This is a genomic window from Cupriavidus sp. GW821-FHT02F09 (assembly GCF_059421605.1).
Window position 1 is genome coordinate 15,583 of record NZ_JBWKVH010000045.1, and the last position, 16,796, is coordinate 32,378.

Genomic DNA, 16,796 nt, shown 5'->3' on the forward strand with positions numbered 1-16,796 from the left:
GGCTGCCAGGGAACGCCCCCGACGCCGCCGCGCTTATTGAGATTGGAGATGCCAGTTTAACCATTGAACCCACCGCTATAATTTCATCCAAAGACTTTCATTCAGTCGTCCAATTCACCAATCAGGCCTCGGACCGCATCGTGGATAACTTCTCCGACCTCGCCTTCTTCGTCACCCTGGTCAAGCGCGGCAGCCTGGCCGGCGCGGCCCAGCAGTTCGGCATCACGCCGTCGGCCGCCAGCAAGCGGCTGACGGCGCTTGAAACGCGGCTCGGCGTGCGCCTGCTCAACCGCACCACGCGCCGGCTGAGCGTCACGCAGGAGGGCGAGGCCTACCTGGCGCAGGGCGCGCGCATCCTGGCCGAGCTGGAGGAACTGGAGCAAGGGCTTGGCGGCAGCCGGGTGGCGCCGCGCGGGCTGCTGCGGGTCAACGCCACGCTGGGCTTCGGCCGGCGCCACGTGGCGCCGGCGGTGGGCGCCTTCCTGCTGGCCTGCCCGGAGGTGGAGGTGCAGCTGGAACTCACGGACCGGCCGCTGAACCTGGCCGAGGCGGGCTTCGATGTCGGCATTCGCGTGGGCGATTTACCCGATGCGCGCCTCACCGCCCGGCCCATCGCGCACAACCGCCGCCTGCTATGCGCCGCGCCGCGCTACCTGGCCAGCCACGGCGAACCGGCGTCGCCGCGCGAGCTGCAGCAGCACCGCTGCATCGTGATCCGGGAGAGCGACGCCACCTACGGCACCTGGCACCTGCGCTCGGCCAGCCGCCACGAAGCCGTAAAGGTGCGCGGGCCGGCCAGCACCAACGATGGCGAAGTGGCCCTCGGCTGGGCCTTGCAGGGCCACGGCATATTGATGCGCTCGGAATGGGAGGTGGCGCCGATGCTCCGCTCGGGGCGGCTGCGCCAGGTGCTGACCGACTGGGAAACGCCGCCAGCCGATGTGTTCGCCGTCTTCCTCACGCGCGACCACCTCACGGCCAAGGTGCGCGCGTTCGTGGACTTTTTGGCGGAGCACTTCGCGGCCCACCGGATGGCGGGCGCGCCCTATAGTGGCTGGTAGCCCGCTCAGGCCATGCCGCGCGCGAACACCAGCGCCAGCCCGGCGCCTCCGCAAGCGAGGATGACCGGGATCACGCCGGCCTTGAAGCGGAACAACGCCACCGCCGCGGCCAGTCCGATCAGCGCGCACGGCCACTCGAAGCGCCCTTGCAGCCCGGCGGGCCACAGCACGTGATAGGCAAAGAACACCGCCAGGTTGACGATCACGCCAACCACCGCCGCCGTGATGGCAGTCAGCGGCGCGGTGAACTTCAGGTTGCCGTGCGTGCTCTCCACGAACGGCCCGCCCAGCAGGATGAACAGGAACGACGGCAGGAAGGTGAAGAACGTCACCACCGTCGCCGCCGCCACGGCCGACGCCACCACCGCATCGGCACCGAACACCGCCTGCGTCCAGCCGCCGACGAAGCCAACGAAGGCCACCACCATGATGAGCGGGCCAGGCGTGGTTTCGCCCAGCGCCAGGCCGTCGATCATCTGCGGCGCGCTAAGCCAGTGGTAGTGCGCCACCGCGCCCTGGTTGACATAGGGCAGCACCGCATAGGCACCGCCAAAGGTCATCAGCGCGGCCTTGGTGAAGAACCAGCCCATTTGCGTGAGCGTGCCCTGCCAGCCGTAGCGCCAGGCCAGCGCGCCCAGCGCCAGCCCCCAGATCGCGAGGAACACCGCCAGCACCAGCCCGAAGCGCTTCCAGGTAAACATCGCATGCTGCGGCGTGGGCGTGTGGTCGTCCAGCAGCGCGGGGCCAAAACCGGTCTTGCCCGCGCCATGGCCACCCCCGCTGGCAAAGCGCGCCGGCGCGAACCGGCCGCCCGCGTAGCCGATCAAGGCCGCGACCAGCACGATGACCGGGAACGGCAATTCCAGCGCGAAGATGGCGACGAACGAAGCCGCCGCGATCGCCCACAGCCAGCTGTTCTTCAGCGCCCGCGAGCCGATGCGCCACGCCGCCGACATCACGATGGCCGTTACCGCCGGCTTGATGCCATACAGCACCCCCGCCACCGCCGGCACCTCGCCAAAGCGCATGTAGATCCACGACAGCAGCATCAGGATCAGCAACGAGGGCAGCACGAACAGCCCGCCCGCGATCACCCCGCCCCAGGTGCGGTGCATCAGCCAGCCGATATACGTTGCCAGCTGCTGCGCCTCTGGCCCGGGCAGCACCATGCAGTAATTAAGCGCGTGCAGGAAACGGCTCTCGGAGATCCATCGTCGCCGTTCGACCAGGTCCTCGTGCATGATGGCGATCTGCCCGGCCGGGCCGCCAAAGCTGATGAAGCCCAGCTTGAGCCAGTACCAGAATGCCTGGCGCAAGGTGATGGCGGCCGGGGCGGCGGTGTCTGGCGTGGTGGTCGTAGCTTGCATGGGAGCCGATGTGGGAATGGTGTCCAGCAACGGGCTGGGTGCCTAAAGATAGCAGAGGCTTGTGTCAGCATGCTGCCAATCACCCACGCGGCCGCATGGAGGATACGGCCCGCGATCATGACGGCGCGGCCAGGGCGCACCACCGCCACGCCTGATCACACCTGCTCACACCGGAAGCTCTGACCTAGCCCAGAGCGCGCTGCGCGGCCGCAACGGCAGCTGTGCGGGTTTCCACGCCGAGCTTCTCGTAGATGTGCTCGAGATGCTTGTTGACCGTGCGCGGACTCATGCCCAGGATCTCGGCCACGTCGCGGTTGGTCTTGCCGCGCGCCACCCACACCATCACCTCCGCCTCGCGTGGAGTCAACTCGCTTGGCGCCGCCGATTCGCTCGTTGCCGCCTGCGCGGCCAGTTCCACCACCATCACGCCTGCCGTCACGGCGGTCAGCCTGCGCAGGCGCAGTCCGCCCAGCGGCAGGCCCTGCATGCTTGCGTTTTCCTGCAATGCCCACAGCGTAGCCACCAGCTGCGCTGGCAACATCTCGCCCGGCAGCCCCTGCGCCCAGCCCTGTGTCTGCAGCAGGGCTGCCGCGCTAGCGTTCATCCACATCAGCTGCCCGCCCGCATCCGCCGCCAGCATCGCGACCGTGCTGCTCAGCACCGCCGCGCGCGCACTGCGCGCCAGCCGCGCCTTGGCCGCGTGCGAGCGCACCCGCGCCACCACTTCGGCAATCGCCACCGGCTTGGTCACGTAGTCGCACGCGCCCACCTCGAAACCGCGCACGATGTGACCGGTCTCGCCCAGCCCCGTCATGAAGATCACCGGCAGATCGGCGTGACGGTCCATCAGCGCCGCGCAGGTGGCAAAGCCATCCATGCCCGGCATGTCCACGTCGAGCAGCACCGCGTCCGGCTCGAAGAACGCCAGCGCGTCGAGCGCGGCGTTGCCGCTGTGGGCGGCGTGCACCGCCATGGCTTCGCCGCCGAGGGCGCGGGTGAGCAAGCCGCGCGCGTCGGCGTTGTCGTCCACCACCAGCACGCGGGTCTGCAGCTCAGGAACGGGAATCATGGAGCGCCTCGCCAAGTGAATGTGTCAGTGCAGCGCCGTCGATGCGTGCCAGCGCGAGCATGCGCGCCGCCCATGCGGCGGCTGCGTCCGTGCCTTCGGCCAGCTCGGACAGCTGCGCCTCCAGCGCGCGCTGGCGGCCGGTGGCCCCGAGCAGCAGCAACTCGCGCAGGAGCTCCGAGGATGGCAATGCAGCCGCCGCGCTCTCGCGCAGCGCCACGCTGGCCAGCGCGCGCCGCACCACCTCGATCAGTTCGGGCTCGCGCACCGGTTTGCTGACAAAGGCAAAATAGCCGTGCGTGGCGCGCGCCTCCTCGGTGTTCTCGTGCGCGTTGGCCGAGACGATCACCACCAGCGGGGCACGCGGCAGCGCGCGCAGCAGGCGGCACAGGTCCCAGCCGGATGCATCGGGCAGGTTCAGGTCCAGCAGCACCAGTTGCGGGTCCAGGCGCTGCACCGCGGGCAGCACCGCCGCGCCCTCGCCCACCGCATCGACCACGAGCCCCAGCGGCGCCAGGAAACCGAGCAGCACCGCGCGATGCGCCGCGCGATCGTCCACCACCAGCACGCGCGCATCGGCCGGCAACCGCGTGCCCACCGCTGCGGGCCTACGCGCCACCGGCGCCGTCACCGTCGGCAGGTAGAGCCGCGCCGTGAACTCGCTGCCGGCGCCGGGCGCGCTGCGCACGCGGATCTCGCCGCCCATCAGGTCGGCCAGCAGCCGCACGATGGCCAGGCCCAGCCCGATGCCATCGCGGTCGTCGTGGCCGCCGGCGCGCTCGAAGGGATCGAAGATGCGCTCCTGGTCCGCGGCGTCGATGCCGGGGCCGGTGTCGCTTACCACGATGGTGGCCATCTCGCGCTGGTGCCGCACGGCCAGCGTGACGGCACCCTGCTCGGTGAACTTGATGGCGTTGCTGACCAGGTTGATGACGATCTGGCGCAGCCGCTTCGGATCCCCGTGCACGTGCGTTGGCAGCACGCCTTCAACGCGGTAGTGAAAAGCCAGCCCGCGCGCCGCAGCGAGCGGCCGGAACATCCGCACCAGTTCGCCGAACAAGCCCTCCAGCGCCACCGCCTCCTGCGCCAGGCGCAGCTTGCCAGCCTCGATGCGAGACAGCTCCAGCAAGCCATCGACCAAGCTGGAAAGATGCTCTCCCGCACGCCCGATGGTGCGCACGTCCTCGCGCAACGCGGGCGGCAGCGGCCCCGCGCGCAACAGCAGTTGCGAGTAGCCGAGGATGGAGTTCAGCCCGGCGCGCATCTCGTGGCTCATGCCGGTGATAAAGCGGCTCTTGGCCAGGTTGGCTTTCTCCGCGACCTCCTTGGCACCTTGCAGCAGCGCATCGGTGTGGCGGTGCGCATCGATTTCCTTTTGCAGCAGCATGTTCTGCCGCTCCGACTCCTCCTGCGCCACGCCCCGGCTCTCGTTGGCCAGCACCAGCCACCACGCGGCCACCGCCGCGAACAGCAGCAGCCCGGCGAAGATCTTGATGAACAGCCCCGTGCGTGGCAACGCCGCCAGCGCGCCCGACAACTGCTCCTGCGTGTACAGCAGCCACAGGAAGGTGCCGAACACAAACACCATGCCGGCCAGCACCAGGCAGAACTGGCCGATGCGGCGCGCCATCACCGGCGGCGTGCCGACCGGCAGCACCCGCGTGAGCGCGGTGACGATCTGCTCCTGCGCGCTGGCGCCGGGCTTGCAGCGGTCCCCGCACCGCGCGTCCAGCGTGCAGCACAGCGAGCAGATCGGCCCGCGATACGCCGGGCAGGCAGCCACGTCTTCCACCTCGAACGGATTGCGGCAGATGGTGCAGCGGACCACCTTGTGGCGCGGGCCAAAATCCACTGGTGTGCGCGCGATGAAATAGCGGCTTTGCGTGGCGAACGCGATCAGCGGCGGGATGACGATGGCCAGCACCAGCGCCACCCCGATCGACGCCGGGCGCAACGTCTCGCCGAACGCACCCAGGTGGACCAGCATCGATCCTGCCGAGGCCATCATCATGGCGCCGAAGCCAGCCGGGTTGATATCGAACAGGTAGGCGCGGCGAAACTCAATGGTGCGCGGCGACAGCCCGAGCGGCTTGCTGATGAGGAGATCCCCGACGATGGCGCCGACCCACGCCACCGCCAGGTGCGCGTAGAGCGCCAGCACCTGCTCCAGCGCCTCAAACACGCCCATGGCCATCAGCATCACGGCAATCAGTACATTGAACGCCAGCCACACCACGCGGCCGGGATGGCTGTGCGTGAGCCGCGCGAACACGTTCGACCACGCCAGCGATCCGGCATACGCATTGGTGATGTTGATCTTGGTCTGCGACAGCAGCACGAACAGCCCGGTCAGCACCACCGCCACCCAGCCCGGCCACGCTCGCCCAAGCGCGCGCGAGAAACCGGCCAGGTACATCTGCGTGGGCTCCAGCGCGTGCGAGATCGGCACCTCGGCCTGCAACGCCACAAAGGCGAGAAATGCCCCGCCCGCCATCTTGGCCGCGCCCAGCACGATCCAGCCCGGGCCGGCGGCAATCAACGCGCTCCACCAGCGCCAGCGGTTGCTCGGCGTGAGTTCCGGCATGAAGCGCAGGAAATCCACCTGCTCGCCAATCTGCGCGATCAGCGCGGCGGTGACCGTGGCGGCGGCGCCGAAGGCATGCCACGAGAAGCCATCGCCTTCGGCCAGGCGTCCGTTGAAGGAAAGGAAATCCGTGTAGAGCCCCGGCTCGCGCCACCAGATCACCGCGTAGGGCAGCGCCAGCAGCAACAGCCATGCCGGCTGGGTCCACAACTGGATGCGCGAGATCAGCGTGACGCCGTGCGTGACCAGCGGGATCACCACCATCGCCGACAGCAGGTAGCCCAGCGCGCGCGGCAGCCCGAACAGCAGCTCGAAGGCCTGCGCCATGATGGCCGCCTCCAGCGCAAAGAAGATAAAGGTGAAGCTGGCGTAGATCAGCGACGTGATGGTGGAGCCGAGATAGCCAAAACCCGCGCCGCGCGCCAGCAGGTCCATGTCAACGCCGTTGCGGGCCGCGTAATAAGAGATCGGCAGCCCGGTCAGGAAGATCACCAGGCTCACCACGCCGATGGCCCACATCGCATTGGTAAAGCCGTAGCTCAGCGTGATGGCCGCACCGATCGCCTCCAGCGCCAGGAAGGCCACTGCACCAAAAGCGGTATTGGCCACGCGAAATGCGCTCCACTTGCGGAACGTCCTTGGTGCAAAACGCAGCGCGTAGTCCTCCAGCGTCTCGTCGGCGACCCAGCGGTTGTAGTCGCGCCGGATCTTGCTGATGCGCTGTACGGGCTGGCTGGCGGCTGGCATGGGGGCGGTGACTCCGGAGGGTGCGCGCGTGGGCGTGTCGGCAGATGCAAGAGCTGTGCCGAGCACCGTGGTGAAGGGCACCAATCGTAACGCCCGTCACTCGCCCGGGGGGCGCATGCACGTACGTTGAATGACGTATGGAAGCTAGCGCTGCGCTGCACCATGATCCAGCCGCAGGGTCATTCACAGCCACCGCTAACCGGCCAACGCCGTCTTACCTCACCACGCCTCCAAGGAGCGTCGATCATGCGTGACAAAGAAACGAACGGGTCCCTTTCTTCCCAAGATGCCGATACCCGTACCGATGCCGCCGGCGCGGTCTCGCGGCAGCGCCGGCGCATGATGCAGGGCCTGGCCGCGCTGCCGGCCCTGTCGCTCGCCGGCGTGGCCGGCCTCAGCGGCTCGGCACGCGCGGCGGTGCCGACCGCCGTTGCCAACACCACCAGGCTGGCCGTCACCGACACCGAGGTCACCGTGGGCCAGCTGCACTCGGCCACCGGCACCATGGCGATTTCCGAGACCGGCTCGATCCAGGCCGAGCAACTGGCCATCGACCAGATCAACGCGGCGGGTGGCATCCTCGGCCGCAAGATCAAGGTCATCAAGGAAGACGGCGCCTCCGACTGGCCCACCTTCGCCGAGAAATCCAAGAAGCTGCTGGTCAACGACCGCGTGGCGGCCGTGTTCGGCTGCTGGACCTCCGCCTCGCGCAAAGCCGTGCTGCCGATCTTCGAAAAGGAGAACGGCCTGCTCTACTACCCGACGTTCTACGAAGGGCTGGAGCAATCGAAAAACGTCATCTACACCGGCCAGGAAGCCACGCAGCAGATCATCTGGGGCCTGGACTGGGCGGCAAAGCAGAAGAACGCCAAGAGCTTCTTCCTGATCGGCTCCGACTACATCTGGCCTCGCACCTCCAACAAGATCGCGCGCAAGCACATCGAGAACTTCCAGAAGCTCAAGGTGGTGGGCGAGGAGTACTACCCACTCGGCCACACCAACTTCAACTCGCTGATCAACAAGATCAAGATCGCCAAGCCGGACTGCATCTACGCCATCGTGGTGGGGGGCTCCAACGTGGCCTTCTACAAACAGCTCAAGGCCGCGGGCATCACCGCCGACAAGCAGTTCCTGCTGACCATCTCTGTGACCGAGGATGAAGTGCTGGGCATCGGCGGCGAGAACATCGCCGGCTTCTATGCGGCCATGAAGTACTTCCAGTCGCTCGACAACGCCAACAACAAGTCCTTCGTCGATGCGTTCAAGACCAGGTACGGCGCCAAGTCCGTGATCGGCGACGTGACGCAGGCCGCTTACCTCGGCCCCTGGTTGTGGAAGGCCGCGGTGGAGAAGGCCGGCTCCTTCGACATCGACAAGGTGGTTGCCGCTTCCCCCGGCATCGAGCTGAAGACCGCGCCGGAAGGCTATGTGAAGGTCGACCCCAACCACCACCTGTGGAGCAAGACGCGCGTGGGCCTGGCGCAGCTGGACGGGCAGTTCAAGGTGGTGGCGGAATCGCCTTCGCTGATCCCGCCCAATCCGTTCCCGAAGGGCTACCAGTAAGCGGATTGGTCCACGTTGATTTACTCCCTCTCCCCCTTGAGGGGAGAAGGAGTAAAAGCCGTCGTCATGGCAGACGGCTTTGGCGCATCTTGCCGGCTTCGTTTTGCACAGCTGGCGAACTTATCTTCTACCGATGGCGGAGCGCACGATGAACCTATCCGACATGCTGAATATCGGCCTCATGCAGGGCTTTGCCGGCCTGAGCCTGTTCTCGGTGCTGCTGCTGATGGCGCTGGGCCTGGCCATCATCTTCGGCCAGATGGGCGTAATCAACATGGCCCACGGCGAGTTCATGACGATCGGCGCCTACACCATCTTCCTGGCTTCCACGCTGACCGAGCGCCTTGCGCCGTCGTGGATGCCTTACTACTTTCCGCTGGCGATCGGCGCGGCGTTCGCCCTTGCGTTCTGCGCGGGCTGGCTGGCCGAATGGGCGCTGATCCGTCACCTCTATCGCCGCCCGCTCGATACCCTTCTCGCAACCTGGGGCCTGTCACTCGGCATGCAGCAGATCTTCCGCTCCACCTTCGGCCCCAAGGAGGTCAGCCCCACCCTGCCCGAATGGCTGATGGGTTCGTGGGCGCCGGCGCAGGGGCTGGATATTCCCATCAACGGCATGTTCGTGATGGCGCTGACGCTGTTCGTCACCGGCATGGTGTGGCTGGCGCTGTACCGCTCGCGCTGGGGCCTGCGGGTGCGCGCCACCACGCTCAACCGCGCCATGGCCAACGCGGCCGGCATCAACACGCGGCGCACCGACCGCCTCACCTTTGCCATCGGCTGCGGCATCGCCGGCGTGGCGGGCGCGGCATTTACCACCATCGGCTCCACCGGGCCCACCAGCGGCTCGCTCTACATCGTCGACTCCTTCCTGGTGGTCACATTCGGCGGCGCGGCGAGCCTGCTCGGCACGGTGGCGTCGGCCTTCGGCATTGCCCAGGCGCAATCGATCAGCGAGTTCTTCCTCACCGGCTCGATGGCGCGCGTGCTGACGCTGCTGCTGATCGTGACGATCCTGATGATCCGCCCGCAAGGCCTGTTTGCGCCGGCGGTGCGGCGTTGACAACACCCCTCAACAAGACGTTAAGCACTGCACAGGAGCTTGTGATGTCACCCTCCTCTTCCGCCGCGCCTGCGGCACGCCGATTTCTGCGCGGCGAACTCGCCGGCCACCTGGTGCTGGCCGTAGTGCTGCTGGTGATCATGCCGCTGGCGCTCGACGTGTTCCGCCTCAACCTCGTCGGCAAGTACCTGAGCTACGCCTTCGTCGCCATAGGCCTGGTCATGCTGTGGGGCTACGGCGGCGTGCTGAGCCTTGGCCAGGGCGTGTTCTTCGGCCTGGGCGGCTACGCCATGGCGATGTTCCTTAAGCTCGAAGCGTCCGACGTGAAGAGCACCGCGATCCAGTCCACGCCCGGCATTCCTGACTTCATGGACTGGAACCAGATCACCGCGCTGCCTTGGTGGTGGGAGCCGTTCCGCCACCTGCCCCTCGCGCTGGCCGGCGTGATCGCGGTGCCGGTGGCGCTCGCCTTCATCGTCAGCTTTGCCATGTTCCGGCGGCGCGTGGGCGGGGTGTATTTCGCCATCATCACGCAGGCGGTGGCGCTGATCCTCTCGGTGCTGATCATCGGCCAGCAAGGCTTTACCGGCGGCGTGAACGGCATCACCGATCTCAAGACCATGCTGGGCTGGGACATCCGCAGCGACAGCGCCAAGGTGATCCTGTACTTCGCCAACGTGGTGCTGCTGTTCGGCGCCATCGCCCTGTGCCGCTGGATCCAGCGCAGCAAGCTCGGCGTGCTGCTGCTGGCGATGCGCGACAAGGAAGACCGCGTGCGCTTCTCCGGCTATGACGTGGCGATGTTCAAGGTCTTCGTGTTCTGCCTGGCGGCGGCGCTGTCCGCGGTGGGCGGCGCGCTGTTCACGCTGCAGGTGGGCTTCATGTCGCCGTCGTTCGTCGGCATCGTGCCCTCCATCGAGATGGTGATCTACGCGGCGGTGGGCGGGCGCATGAGCCTGGTGGGCGCGGTGTGGGGCACGCTGCTGGTCAACTTTGGCAAGACGTATTTTTCCGAGAGCTTCCCCGACCTGTGGCTGTTCCTGATGGCGGCGCTGTTTATTGGCGTGGTGGTGGCCTTCCCCGACGGGCTGGCCGGGCTCTATAGCAAATACATGTCGCGGCGCAAAGCCGTCGCAAGCCCGTCGCAGCCGGCCAATTCTGCCAATTCGGCCGAGCCGGCCACGGCGACGCCGCCCGCCGAAGACATCCCCGGCCGTACCGCTTGAAGCCATCCGTCCGAAGCGAGGAAGACACCATGAGCAATACCGATTTCATGCTGGCGGTGGAGGACCTGACCGTGTCCTTCGATGGCTTTCGCGCCATCGACAAGCTAACGCTCTATGTGGATCGAGACGAACTGCGCGTGATCATCGGCCCCAACGGCGCCGGCAAGACCACGCTGCTCGACCTGGTCTGCGGCAAGACCCGCGCCACCGGCGGCAGCATCAAATTCCGCAACCGCGAGATGACCGGCCTGCCCGAATACCAGATCGTGCGCGCCGGAGTGGGCCGCAAGTTCCAGACACCCTCCATCTACGAGAACTTGAGCGTGTTCCAGAACCTGGCCGTGTCGTTCCCCCGCAGCCGTGGTGTGTTCGGCGCGCTGAGCTTCCGCACCACGCCCGAGGTGCGCCAGCGCGTGGCCGACGTAGCCGCCGAGATCGGCCTGGCCGATGCGCTGGAGCGCGAAGCCGCGCAACTCTCGCACGGACAGAAGCAGTGGCTGGAGATCGGCATGCTGTTGATGCAGGAGCCGCAACTGCTGATGCTGGACGAGCCCATTGCCGGCATGAGCGTGCGCGAGCGCGAGCAGACCGCCGAGTTGCTCAAGCGCATCAGCCGAGGCCGCGCGGTGATCGTGATCGAGCACGACATGGACTTCGTCAAGCGCATTGCCGACAAGGTCACCGTAATGCACCAGGGCAAGATCCTCGCCGAAGGCTCGATGGAGCAGGTGCAGAACGATCCGCGCGTGATCGACGTTTATCTTGGCCACTGATCTGACACCGAACCCTAGGAGAGCTAGCATGCTCACAGTCGACAACGTGGTCGTGAACTACGGCCAAAGCGAAGCGCTGCACGGGGTGTCTTTCGCCGCCGCGCAGGGCGAGACGATCGCCATCGTGGGTCGCAACGGCATGGGCAAGACCACGCTCTTCAAGGCCATGATCGGCATGCTGCCCGTGCGCTCCGGCCAGGTCTGCGTGGATGGCCGCAACGTGGCGCAGGACGAAAGCTACCGTCGCGTGCGCGCGGGCCTGGCCTACGTGCCGCAAGGCCGCATGATCTTCTCGCACCTCACAGTGGAAGAGAACATCCTCACCGGCATGGAGCAAGGCAGGAGCCGCCGTATCCCCGAGGATATCTTCGCCATGTTCCCGGTGCTGTTCGACATGCGCCGGCGCAAGGGCGGCAACCTCTCCGGCGGGCAACAGCAGCAACTGGCGATTGCGCGCGCGCTGGTGGCCAACCCCAAGGTGCTGCTGCTGGACGAGCCCACCGAAGGCATCCAGCCATCGATCATCAAGGACATCGCGCGTGCGCTCAACGAGATCCGCCGCACGCGCGACATCACCATCGTCCTCTCCGAGCAGGTGCTCAGCTTTGCGCTCGACGTGGCGGACCGCTTGCTGGTGATCGAAGGGGGCCGCTTCGTGCACGAGACGCACCGCGACGCCACCGATGTCGAGCGCATCCGGCAACTGCTGTCGGTCTAGGCAGCGGCGTTTTTCTGCGATTGCTTCACCTTCCTCACCTTCTTCACCTTCTTCACACCCAACACCCATCAGGAGGCATGTCATGACGGACACACTGATCAAGGTCGATCTGGCCGAATCCCCGTACGAGAATCCCAACGTCCACAATCGCTGGCACCCGGACATCCCGATGGCCTGCTGGGTCAAGCCTGGCGAGGACTTCATCCTGGAAACCTACGACTGGACCGGTGGCTTCATCAAGAACAACGACTCCGCCGACGACGTCCGCGATATCGATCTGTCCATCGTCCACTTCCTGACCGGCCCCGTCGGCGTGGAAGGCGCCGAGCCCGGCGACCTGCTGGTGGTGGACCTGCTAGATATCGGCGCCAAGGCGGAGAGCCAGTGGGGTTTCAACGGTTTCTTCTCCAAGCAGAACGGCGGCGGCTTCCTCACCGACCATTTCCCGCTCGCGCAAAAATCCATCTGGGACTTCCACGGCCTCTACACGTCCTCGCGCCACATCCCCGGCGTCAACTTCGCCGGCCTGATCCACCCTGGCCTGATCGGCTGCATGCCGGACAAGGCGCTGCTGGAGACGTGGAACAAGCGCGAGATCGACTTCATCGCCACCGAACCCGACCGCGTGCCGCCGCTGGCCAACCCGCCCTTCGCCGCCACCGCCCACATGGGCCGCCTGCAAGGCGACGCACGCGACCAGGCAGCTGCCCACGGCGCCCGCACCGTGCCCCCCCGCGAACATGGCGGCAACTGCGACATCAAGGACCTCTCGCGCGGCGCCAAAGTGTATTTCCCGGTCTATGTCGATGGCGCCGGCCTGTCGGTAGGCGACCTGCACTTCTCGCAAGGCGATGGCGAAATCACCTTCTGCGGCGCCATCGAGATGGCCGGCTGGGTGCATATGCGCGTGTCGCTGATCAAGGGCGGCATGGCCAAGTACGGCATCAAGAACCCGATCTTCAAGCCCAGCCCCATCACGCCCAATTACAACGACTACCTGATCTTCGAGGGCATCTCGGTGGACGAAGCCGGCCAGCAGCATTACCTGGACGTGCATGTGGCCTATCGCCAAGCCTGTTTGAATGCCATCGAGTACATGACCAAGTTCGGCTACTCGCGGGCGCAGGCCTATTCGATCCTCGGGACGGCGCCGGTGCAAGGGCACATCAGCGGCGTGGTCGACATCCCCAACGCCTGCGCCACGCTGTGGCTGCCGACGCAGATCTTCGACTTCGATATCCGACCTAGCGCGCAAGGGCCCGTCAAACACATCGGGGGCGATGTGGATCTGCCGATCTCGCAGGACGTGTGATGCCCTGCCGGACGCGCCATCGCGCGATGGCGCGTCCGGCTGCCTGTCATGAAACAACTAGCGGAGAGTGCCGGATGCCGACCTACGATTACCGCTGCCAGGATTGCGGCGTATTTGCCGTGATGCGGCCCATCGCTCGGCGCGATGAGCCTTGCGCTTGCCCGTCATGCGGCAGCTTCTCTGAACGGGCGCTGGTTGCGGCGCCATCGCTGGCCAGCATGCCGGCCGCATCGCGGCGAGCGCATGCGATTAATGAACGCAGTGCCGCTGCGCCGAGGGAGTCGGCGCGCGGTGGGCATGGGGCGGGGTGTGGCTGTTGTGGGAAAAAGGTGAACCTGGCCGGGGCGCCGGCGGCGGCGGCAAATGCGCCGAAGGGGAATCCTGCCGGGCGTCCTTGGATGATCAGCCACTAGCTGCCAGTGCCGGTCGGGCGGATGTGATTGGCCTGCGCTTGGGCTAGATCCGCCCCGCAAACGCTTGAAGCACGGTTGCCAACGCAATAGCCTCCTGCGCCGAAAGCTCCACGGGGTCATCATGTTTAGCAACCACCTTGATCTGGATGGACGAATCTTGCTCGATCCAGATCCTTATCGAACCATCGCTCGATTCGAAGTAGTCTTCATCTGACATCTTATGCATAGCCATTGATCCTTGTTGCAAGAGCAGCCAGCTCACATCTCGTCCACCGCCGTGGTCGCCGTCACCACGCCCGCTTCCTTCTCCATCGAGAACCGATCCCGCGTGGTGACGTAGAAGCTGGCCCCGAATCGTCCCACCGGAAAGTAGTTCTGCAGCCGCACGCGCCAGGCCTGCGTATCGATCAGATCGTCGCGCGCATGCAGCCGCAGCACGCGGCCTATGAAAATCTGCCGGCTGGTCGTCTCCAGCGTTTCCCACAGGGTGCACTCGAACGCCACCGGCGCCTGGGCAATTCGCGGCGGCGCCACCGCGCTCGATGGCAGCGACGTCAACCCCACGCGTGCGAGCTCGCTCTGCTCCGGCGGCAAGCGCTCGCCGCAGCCATGCATCTTCTCCGCCATCGCTTCATCGCTCAGGTGCACGACAAACTCCCCGGTGCGCACGATATTGGCCGCGGTGTCCTTGAGCGCGCCGTCGTGCAGGCGGTTGATGCTGATCATCACGATGGGCGGCTCCTCGCCCAGCATGTTGAACATCGAGAACGGCGCGGCATTGACGGTGCCGTCTTCCGACAGCGTGGTGACCAGTGCGATCGGGCGCGGCACGATCAGGCTGGCCATCAGCTTGTAGCGCTGGTATTCGGTGATGGCCTCGAAATCGATTTCCATGCTTGTTTCCTGTGATTCGGCCTTACTCCCCGGCCAGGCCCAGCATCTGCGCAAGGCTCTTCTCGCCCTGCATGCGGGACGTTTCGATGCGTTGCTCCAGCTCGCGCAGGTGCGACTCCATCCGTTCGACGGCGCCGGTGGCGTCGCGCCGCTCGATGCAGTCCACGATGGCGGCGTGCTCGTCGTGCTCGCAGGGCGCATGGCCCGGCGGCTCGTACAGGCCGACGATCAGCGAGCAACGCGAGACCAGTTCAGTGAGGTAGCGCTGCAGCACGGGGTTGCGCGCGAGCGCGGCGATGCGCAGGTGAAAGCCGCTTGCCAGCCGCGCCCATGAGGGCTGGTCGAAGCGGTGCATGGCCTCGTGCTCGGCGGCCAGTTGCTGGCGTAGCTCGCGCAGGTCGGCGGGCGTGACGCGAGCCACGGCGAGCTCCACCAGCACGCGCTCCATGGCGCGGCGCGCTTCGAAGATCTGGCTGGTCTCGGCCGGCGTGGGCTCGGCGATGACCGCGCCCTTGTTGGGGCGCAGGTCGACAATGCCATCGTGCGCCAGTTTTTCCAGCACGCGGCGCACTACCGCGCGGCCTACGCCAAACAACTGGCACAACTCCGGCTCTGGCAGCTTGGTGCCGGGCGTGAGCCGGTGGTTGAGCACGCCATCGAAGATGGACTGGTAGATGCGCGCGTCAGCGTCGCCGCCGAGCTCGGCGCCGGCGTCCTTCGAGGTTGCAGCAACGGGCGCCGCGTCGGGCTTCTGTCTGACGGCTTTTGGCGTTGCCGCTTTCGGCTGGGCGGTGCGGGGCGAGGCGATGCGAGGCATGACGTTGGTCGGGGACATGGAGCGCATGATGTTAGCGCGAAGCGGCGGCCAGCGGCGCCACTTGGTCGAGGTGGTCGCAAATTGCGCCGGGCGTGGTGAACCACACCTTGCCCTGCCGGCGGCTGCAGGCGATATGCGCCAGCGCGCGGCGCAGGTGGCGCAGGCGATACGGCTGGCCCACCAGGTAGGGATGCAAGGCAATGCCCATCACCAGCGGTTGCGGATGCCGCGCGTGGCAGGCCTGCGCCAGCATCTCGTCGAATTGGTCGATGATCATGTCGGCGAAAGCGCTGCCGTCCAGATGGCGGCCCACGATCATCGGGATGTCGTTGAGCTCCTGCGGATAGGGAATCGACCATAGCGGGCCGCCGCGCGTTTCCATGCGCACCGGGCGGTCGTCGTGGCACCAGTTGAGCGTGTAGCGGTAGCCGGTCTCGGCCAGCAGGTCGGGCGTGAGTGCGGTCTCGGCGATCCAGGGCGACAGCCAGCCCGATGGCGCGGCGCCTGCGTGCGCGGCGATGCGCTCGCGGCAATGCAGCAGCAACGCGCGCTCGCCGGCTTCGTCCAGGTCGCTTTGCCGGCGTGCGTTGGTGTGGCCGTGCCCGATCAGTTCGTCCCCGCGTGCCAGGCAAGCGCTGACCACCTCAGGGCAATGATCGTAGAGCGCGGTGTTGATCAGCACGCCGGCCGGCAGCGCCAGCTGGTCGAACAACTCCAGGCAGCGCCACACGCCCACGCGGTTGCCGTACTCGCGCCAGCTGTAGTTGAGCACGTCGGGCTGCGGCGCGACCGGTCCCAGGTTGGCACCCAGCCCCTCGCCAAAAGCGAAGTGCTCGATATTGAAGCCCAGGTAGACCGCGAGGTTGGCGCCGCCGGGCCAGCGGTAGGCGTCCACATCGGTGATGGGCCGGTAGCCAAAGCGCCCGTGCGTGCGCAGCGGCCCGTACTCGGGGCCGGGCGCCGCACCGTGGGGGCCGCCGGGTGCCTGGGCGGCGGAAGGGGTCGGGTTATGCGTCATCTTCTGGATCGCCTCAATGCGTCTTTGCCAATGCAGGGGAACCGCCAGCGCCGGCCATGCCCCGCTTTGGCGCCATCCGGGGCATCGGGGGGACATCCGGGGGCATCCGGCACCGACATCGTGCAGGCATGGCACCGGGTTGATCGTATGCAAGTTGTCATGCATATCGTTCGC

15 protein-coding genes are annotated in these 16,796 nt (G+C 66.7%); 8 read left to right on the forward strand and 7 right to left on the reverse strand.

Going from position 1 to position 16,796, the window contains the following annotated elements:
* Nucleotides 1-140: 140 nt before the first annotated feature.
* Nucleotides 141-1,061, forward strand: a complete 921-nt coding sequence (locus tag AC07XB_RS32320; RefSeq protein WP_492374780.1) for a LysR family transcriptional regulator — start codon at nt 141-143, stop codon at nt 1,059-1,061.
* Nucleotides 1,062-1,066: 5 nt separating this feature from the next.
* On the opposite strand, the gene chrA is transcribed toward AC07XB_RS32320, so the two are convergent.
* The 3 genes from chrA to AC07XB_RS32335 form a co-directional block, all read right to left on the reverse strand.
* Nucleotides 1,067-2,428 (reverse strand): chromate efflux transporter, encoded by a 1,362-nt coding sequence (chrA, locus tag AC07XB_RS32325; protein ID WP_492374779.1) that lies wholly within the window; start codon nt 2,426-2,428, stop codon nt 1,067-1,069.
* A 184-nt stretch (nt 2,429-2,612) separates the two neighbouring features.
* Nucleotides 2,613-3,497 (reverse strand): response regulator, encoded by an 885-nt coding sequence (locus AC07XB_RS32330; RefSeq protein ID WP_492374778.1) that lies wholly within the window; start codon nt 3,495-3,497, stop codon nt 2,613-2,615.
* Nucleotides 3,481-6,825: a hybrid sensor histidine kinase/response regulator gene (locus AC07XB_RS32335; protein ID WP_492374777.1), complete on the reverse strand. Its 3,345-nt coding sequence runs from the start codon at nt 6,823-6,825 to the stop codon at nt 3,481-3,483. Before AC07XB_RS32335 ends, AC07XB_RS32330 begins: the two co-directional genes overlap by 17 nt.
* Nucleotides 6,826-7,164: 339 nt before the next feature.
* On the opposite strand from AC07XB_RS32335, the gene urtA reads away from it, so the two are divergent.
* The 7 genes from urtA (at nt 7,165) to AC07XB_RS32370 (ending at nt 13,893) form a co-directional block, all read left to right on the forward strand.
* Nucleotides 7,165-8,388, forward strand: a complete 1,224-nt coding sequence (gene urtA, locus AC07XB_RS32340; RefSeq protein WP_492374787.1) for an urea ABC transporter substrate-binding protein — start codon at nt 7,165-7,167, stop codon at nt 8,386-8,388.
* A 148-nt stretch (nt 8,389-8,536) separates the two neighbouring features.
* Complete coding sequence (gene urtB / locus AC07XB_RS32345; protein WP_492828801.1) at nt 8,537-9,451, forward strand: urea ABC transporter permease subunit UrtB; 915 nt, start codon at nt 8,537-8,539, stop codon at nt 9,449-9,451.
* Between the two features lie 44 nt (nt 9,452-9,495).
* Nucleotides 9,496-10,677: an urea ABC transporter permease subunit UrtC gene (gene urtC, locus AC07XB_RS32350; RefSeq protein WP_492374775.1), complete on the forward strand. Its 1,182-nt coding sequence runs from the start codon at nt 9,496-9,498 to the stop codon at nt 10,675-10,677.
* Nucleotides 10,678-10,706: 29 nt separating this feature from the next.
* A complete protein-coding gene (gene urtD / locus AC07XB_RS32355) occupies nt 10,707-11,450 on the forward strand; it encodes an urea ABC transporter ATP-binding protein UrtD (protein ID WP_492374774.1) in 744 nt (247 codons plus the stop codon).
* A gap of 28 nt (nt 11,451-11,478) precedes the next feature.
* Nucleotides 11,479-12,168, forward strand: coding sequence for an urea ABC transporter ATP-binding subunit UrtE (gene urtE, locus AC07XB_RS32360; RefSeq protein WP_492828803.1), 690 nt, complete (start codon nt 11,479-11,481; stop codon nt 12,166-12,168).
* A gap of 82 nt (nt 12,169-12,250) precedes the next feature.
* A complete protein-coding gene (fmdA, locus tag AC07XB_RS32365) occupies nt 12,251-13,480 on the forward strand; it encodes a formamidase (RefSeq protein WP_492374772.1) in 1,230 nt (409 codons plus the stop codon).
* 74 nt (nt 13,481-13,554) lie between these two features.
* The gene (locus AC07XB_RS32370; protein WP_492387185.1) at nt 13,555-13,893 is read left to right on the forward strand and encodes a zinc ribbon domain-containing protein; all 339 of its coding nucleotides are present in this window, start codon (nt 13,555-13,557) and stop codon (nt 13,891-13,893) included.
* A gap of 43 nt (nt 13,894-13,936) precedes the next feature.
* Here AC07XB_RS32370 and AC07XB_RS32375 read toward each other — a convergent pair whose 3' ends face one another.
* The 4 genes from AC07XB_RS32375 to AC07XB_RS32390 are packed head-to-tail and all read right to left on the reverse strand — an operon-like array spanning nt 13,937 to nt 16,622.
* Nucleotides 13,937-14,119 (reverse strand): hypothetical protein, encoded by a 183-nt coding sequence (locus AC07XB_RS32375; RefSeq protein ID WP_492374770.1) that lies wholly within the window; start codon nt 14,117-14,119, stop codon nt 13,937-13,939.
* A 32-nt stretch (nt 14,120-14,151) separates the two neighbouring features.
* Complete coding sequence (locus AC07XB_RS32380; RefSeq protein WP_492374769.1) at nt 14,152-14,787, reverse strand: flavin reductase family protein; 636 nt, start codon at nt 14,785-14,787, stop codon at nt 14,152-14,154.
* Between the two features lie 22 nt (nt 14,788-14,809).
* Complete coding sequence (locus tag AC07XB_RS32385; RefSeq protein ID WP_492374768.1) at nt 14,810-15,622, reverse strand: GntR family transcriptional regulator; 813 nt, start codon at nt 15,620-15,622, stop codon at nt 14,810-14,812.
* A gap of 13 nt (nt 15,623-15,635) precedes the next feature.
* On the reverse strand, nt 15,636-16,622 hold the full coding sequence (locus tag AC07XB_RS32390; RefSeq protein WP_492374767.1) for a polysaccharide deacetylase family protein: 987 nt from the start codon (nt 16,620-16,622) through the stop codon (nt 15,636-15,638).
* Nucleotides 16,623-16,796 lie beyond the last annotated feature (174 nt).

Bases quoted from the DNA above. Each gene is read 5' to 3' on its own strand.
- AC07XB_RS32390 (WP_492374767.1), bottom strand. From the start codon at position 16,622: ATGACGCATAACCCGACCCCTTCCGCCGCCCAGGCACCCGGCGGCCCC.
- AC07XB_RS32370 (WP_492387185.1), top strand. From the start codon at position 13,555: ATGCCGACCTACGATTACCGCTGCCAGGATTGCGGCGTATTTGCCGTG.
- AC07XB_RS32375 (WP_492374770.1), bottom strand. From the start codon at position 14,119: ATGCATAAGATGTCAGATGAAGACTACTTCGAATCGAGCGATGGTTCG.
- AC07XB_RS32330 (WP_492374778.1), bottom strand. From the start codon at position 3,497: ATGATTCCCGTTCCTGAGCTGCAGACCCGCGTGCTGGTGGTGGACGAC.
- AC07XB_RS32335 (WP_492374777.1), bottom strand. From the start codon at position 6,825: ATGCCAGCCGCCAGCCAGCCCGTACAGCGCATCAGCAAGATCCGGCGC.
- fmdA (WP_492374772.1), top strand. From the start codon at position 12,251: ATGACGGACACACTGATCAAGGTCGATCTGGCCGAATCCCCGTACGAG.
- AC07XB_RS32385 (WP_492374768.1), bottom strand. From the start codon at position 15,622: ATGTCCCCGACCAACGTCATGCCTCGCATCGCCTCGCCCCGCACCGCC.
- AC07XB_RS32380 (WP_492374769.1), bottom strand. From the start codon at position 14,787: ATGGAAATCGATTTCGAGGCCATCACCGAATACCAGCGCTACAAGCTG.
- urtB (WP_492828801.1), top strand. From the start codon at position 8,537: ATGAACCTATCCGACATGCTGAATATCGGCCTCATGCAGGGCTTTGCC.
- urtD (WP_492374774.1), top strand. From the start codon at position 10,707: ATGAGCAATACCGATTTCATGCTGGCGGTGGAGGACCTGACCGTGTCC.
- chrA (WP_492374779.1), bottom strand. From the start codon at position 2,428: ATGCAAGCTACGACCACCACGCCAGACACCGCCGCCCCGGCCGCCATC.
- urtA (WP_492374787.1), top strand. From the start codon at position 7,165: ATGATGCAGGGCCTGGCCGCGCTGCCGGCCCTGTCGCTCGCCGGCGTG.
- urtE (WP_492828803.1), top strand. From the start codon at position 11,479: ATGCTCACAGTCGACAACGTGGTCGTGAACTACGGCCAAAGCGAAGCG.
- urtC (WP_492374775.1), top strand. From the start codon at position 9,496: ATGTCACCCTCCTCTTCCGCCGCGCCTGCGGCACGCCGATTTCTGCGC.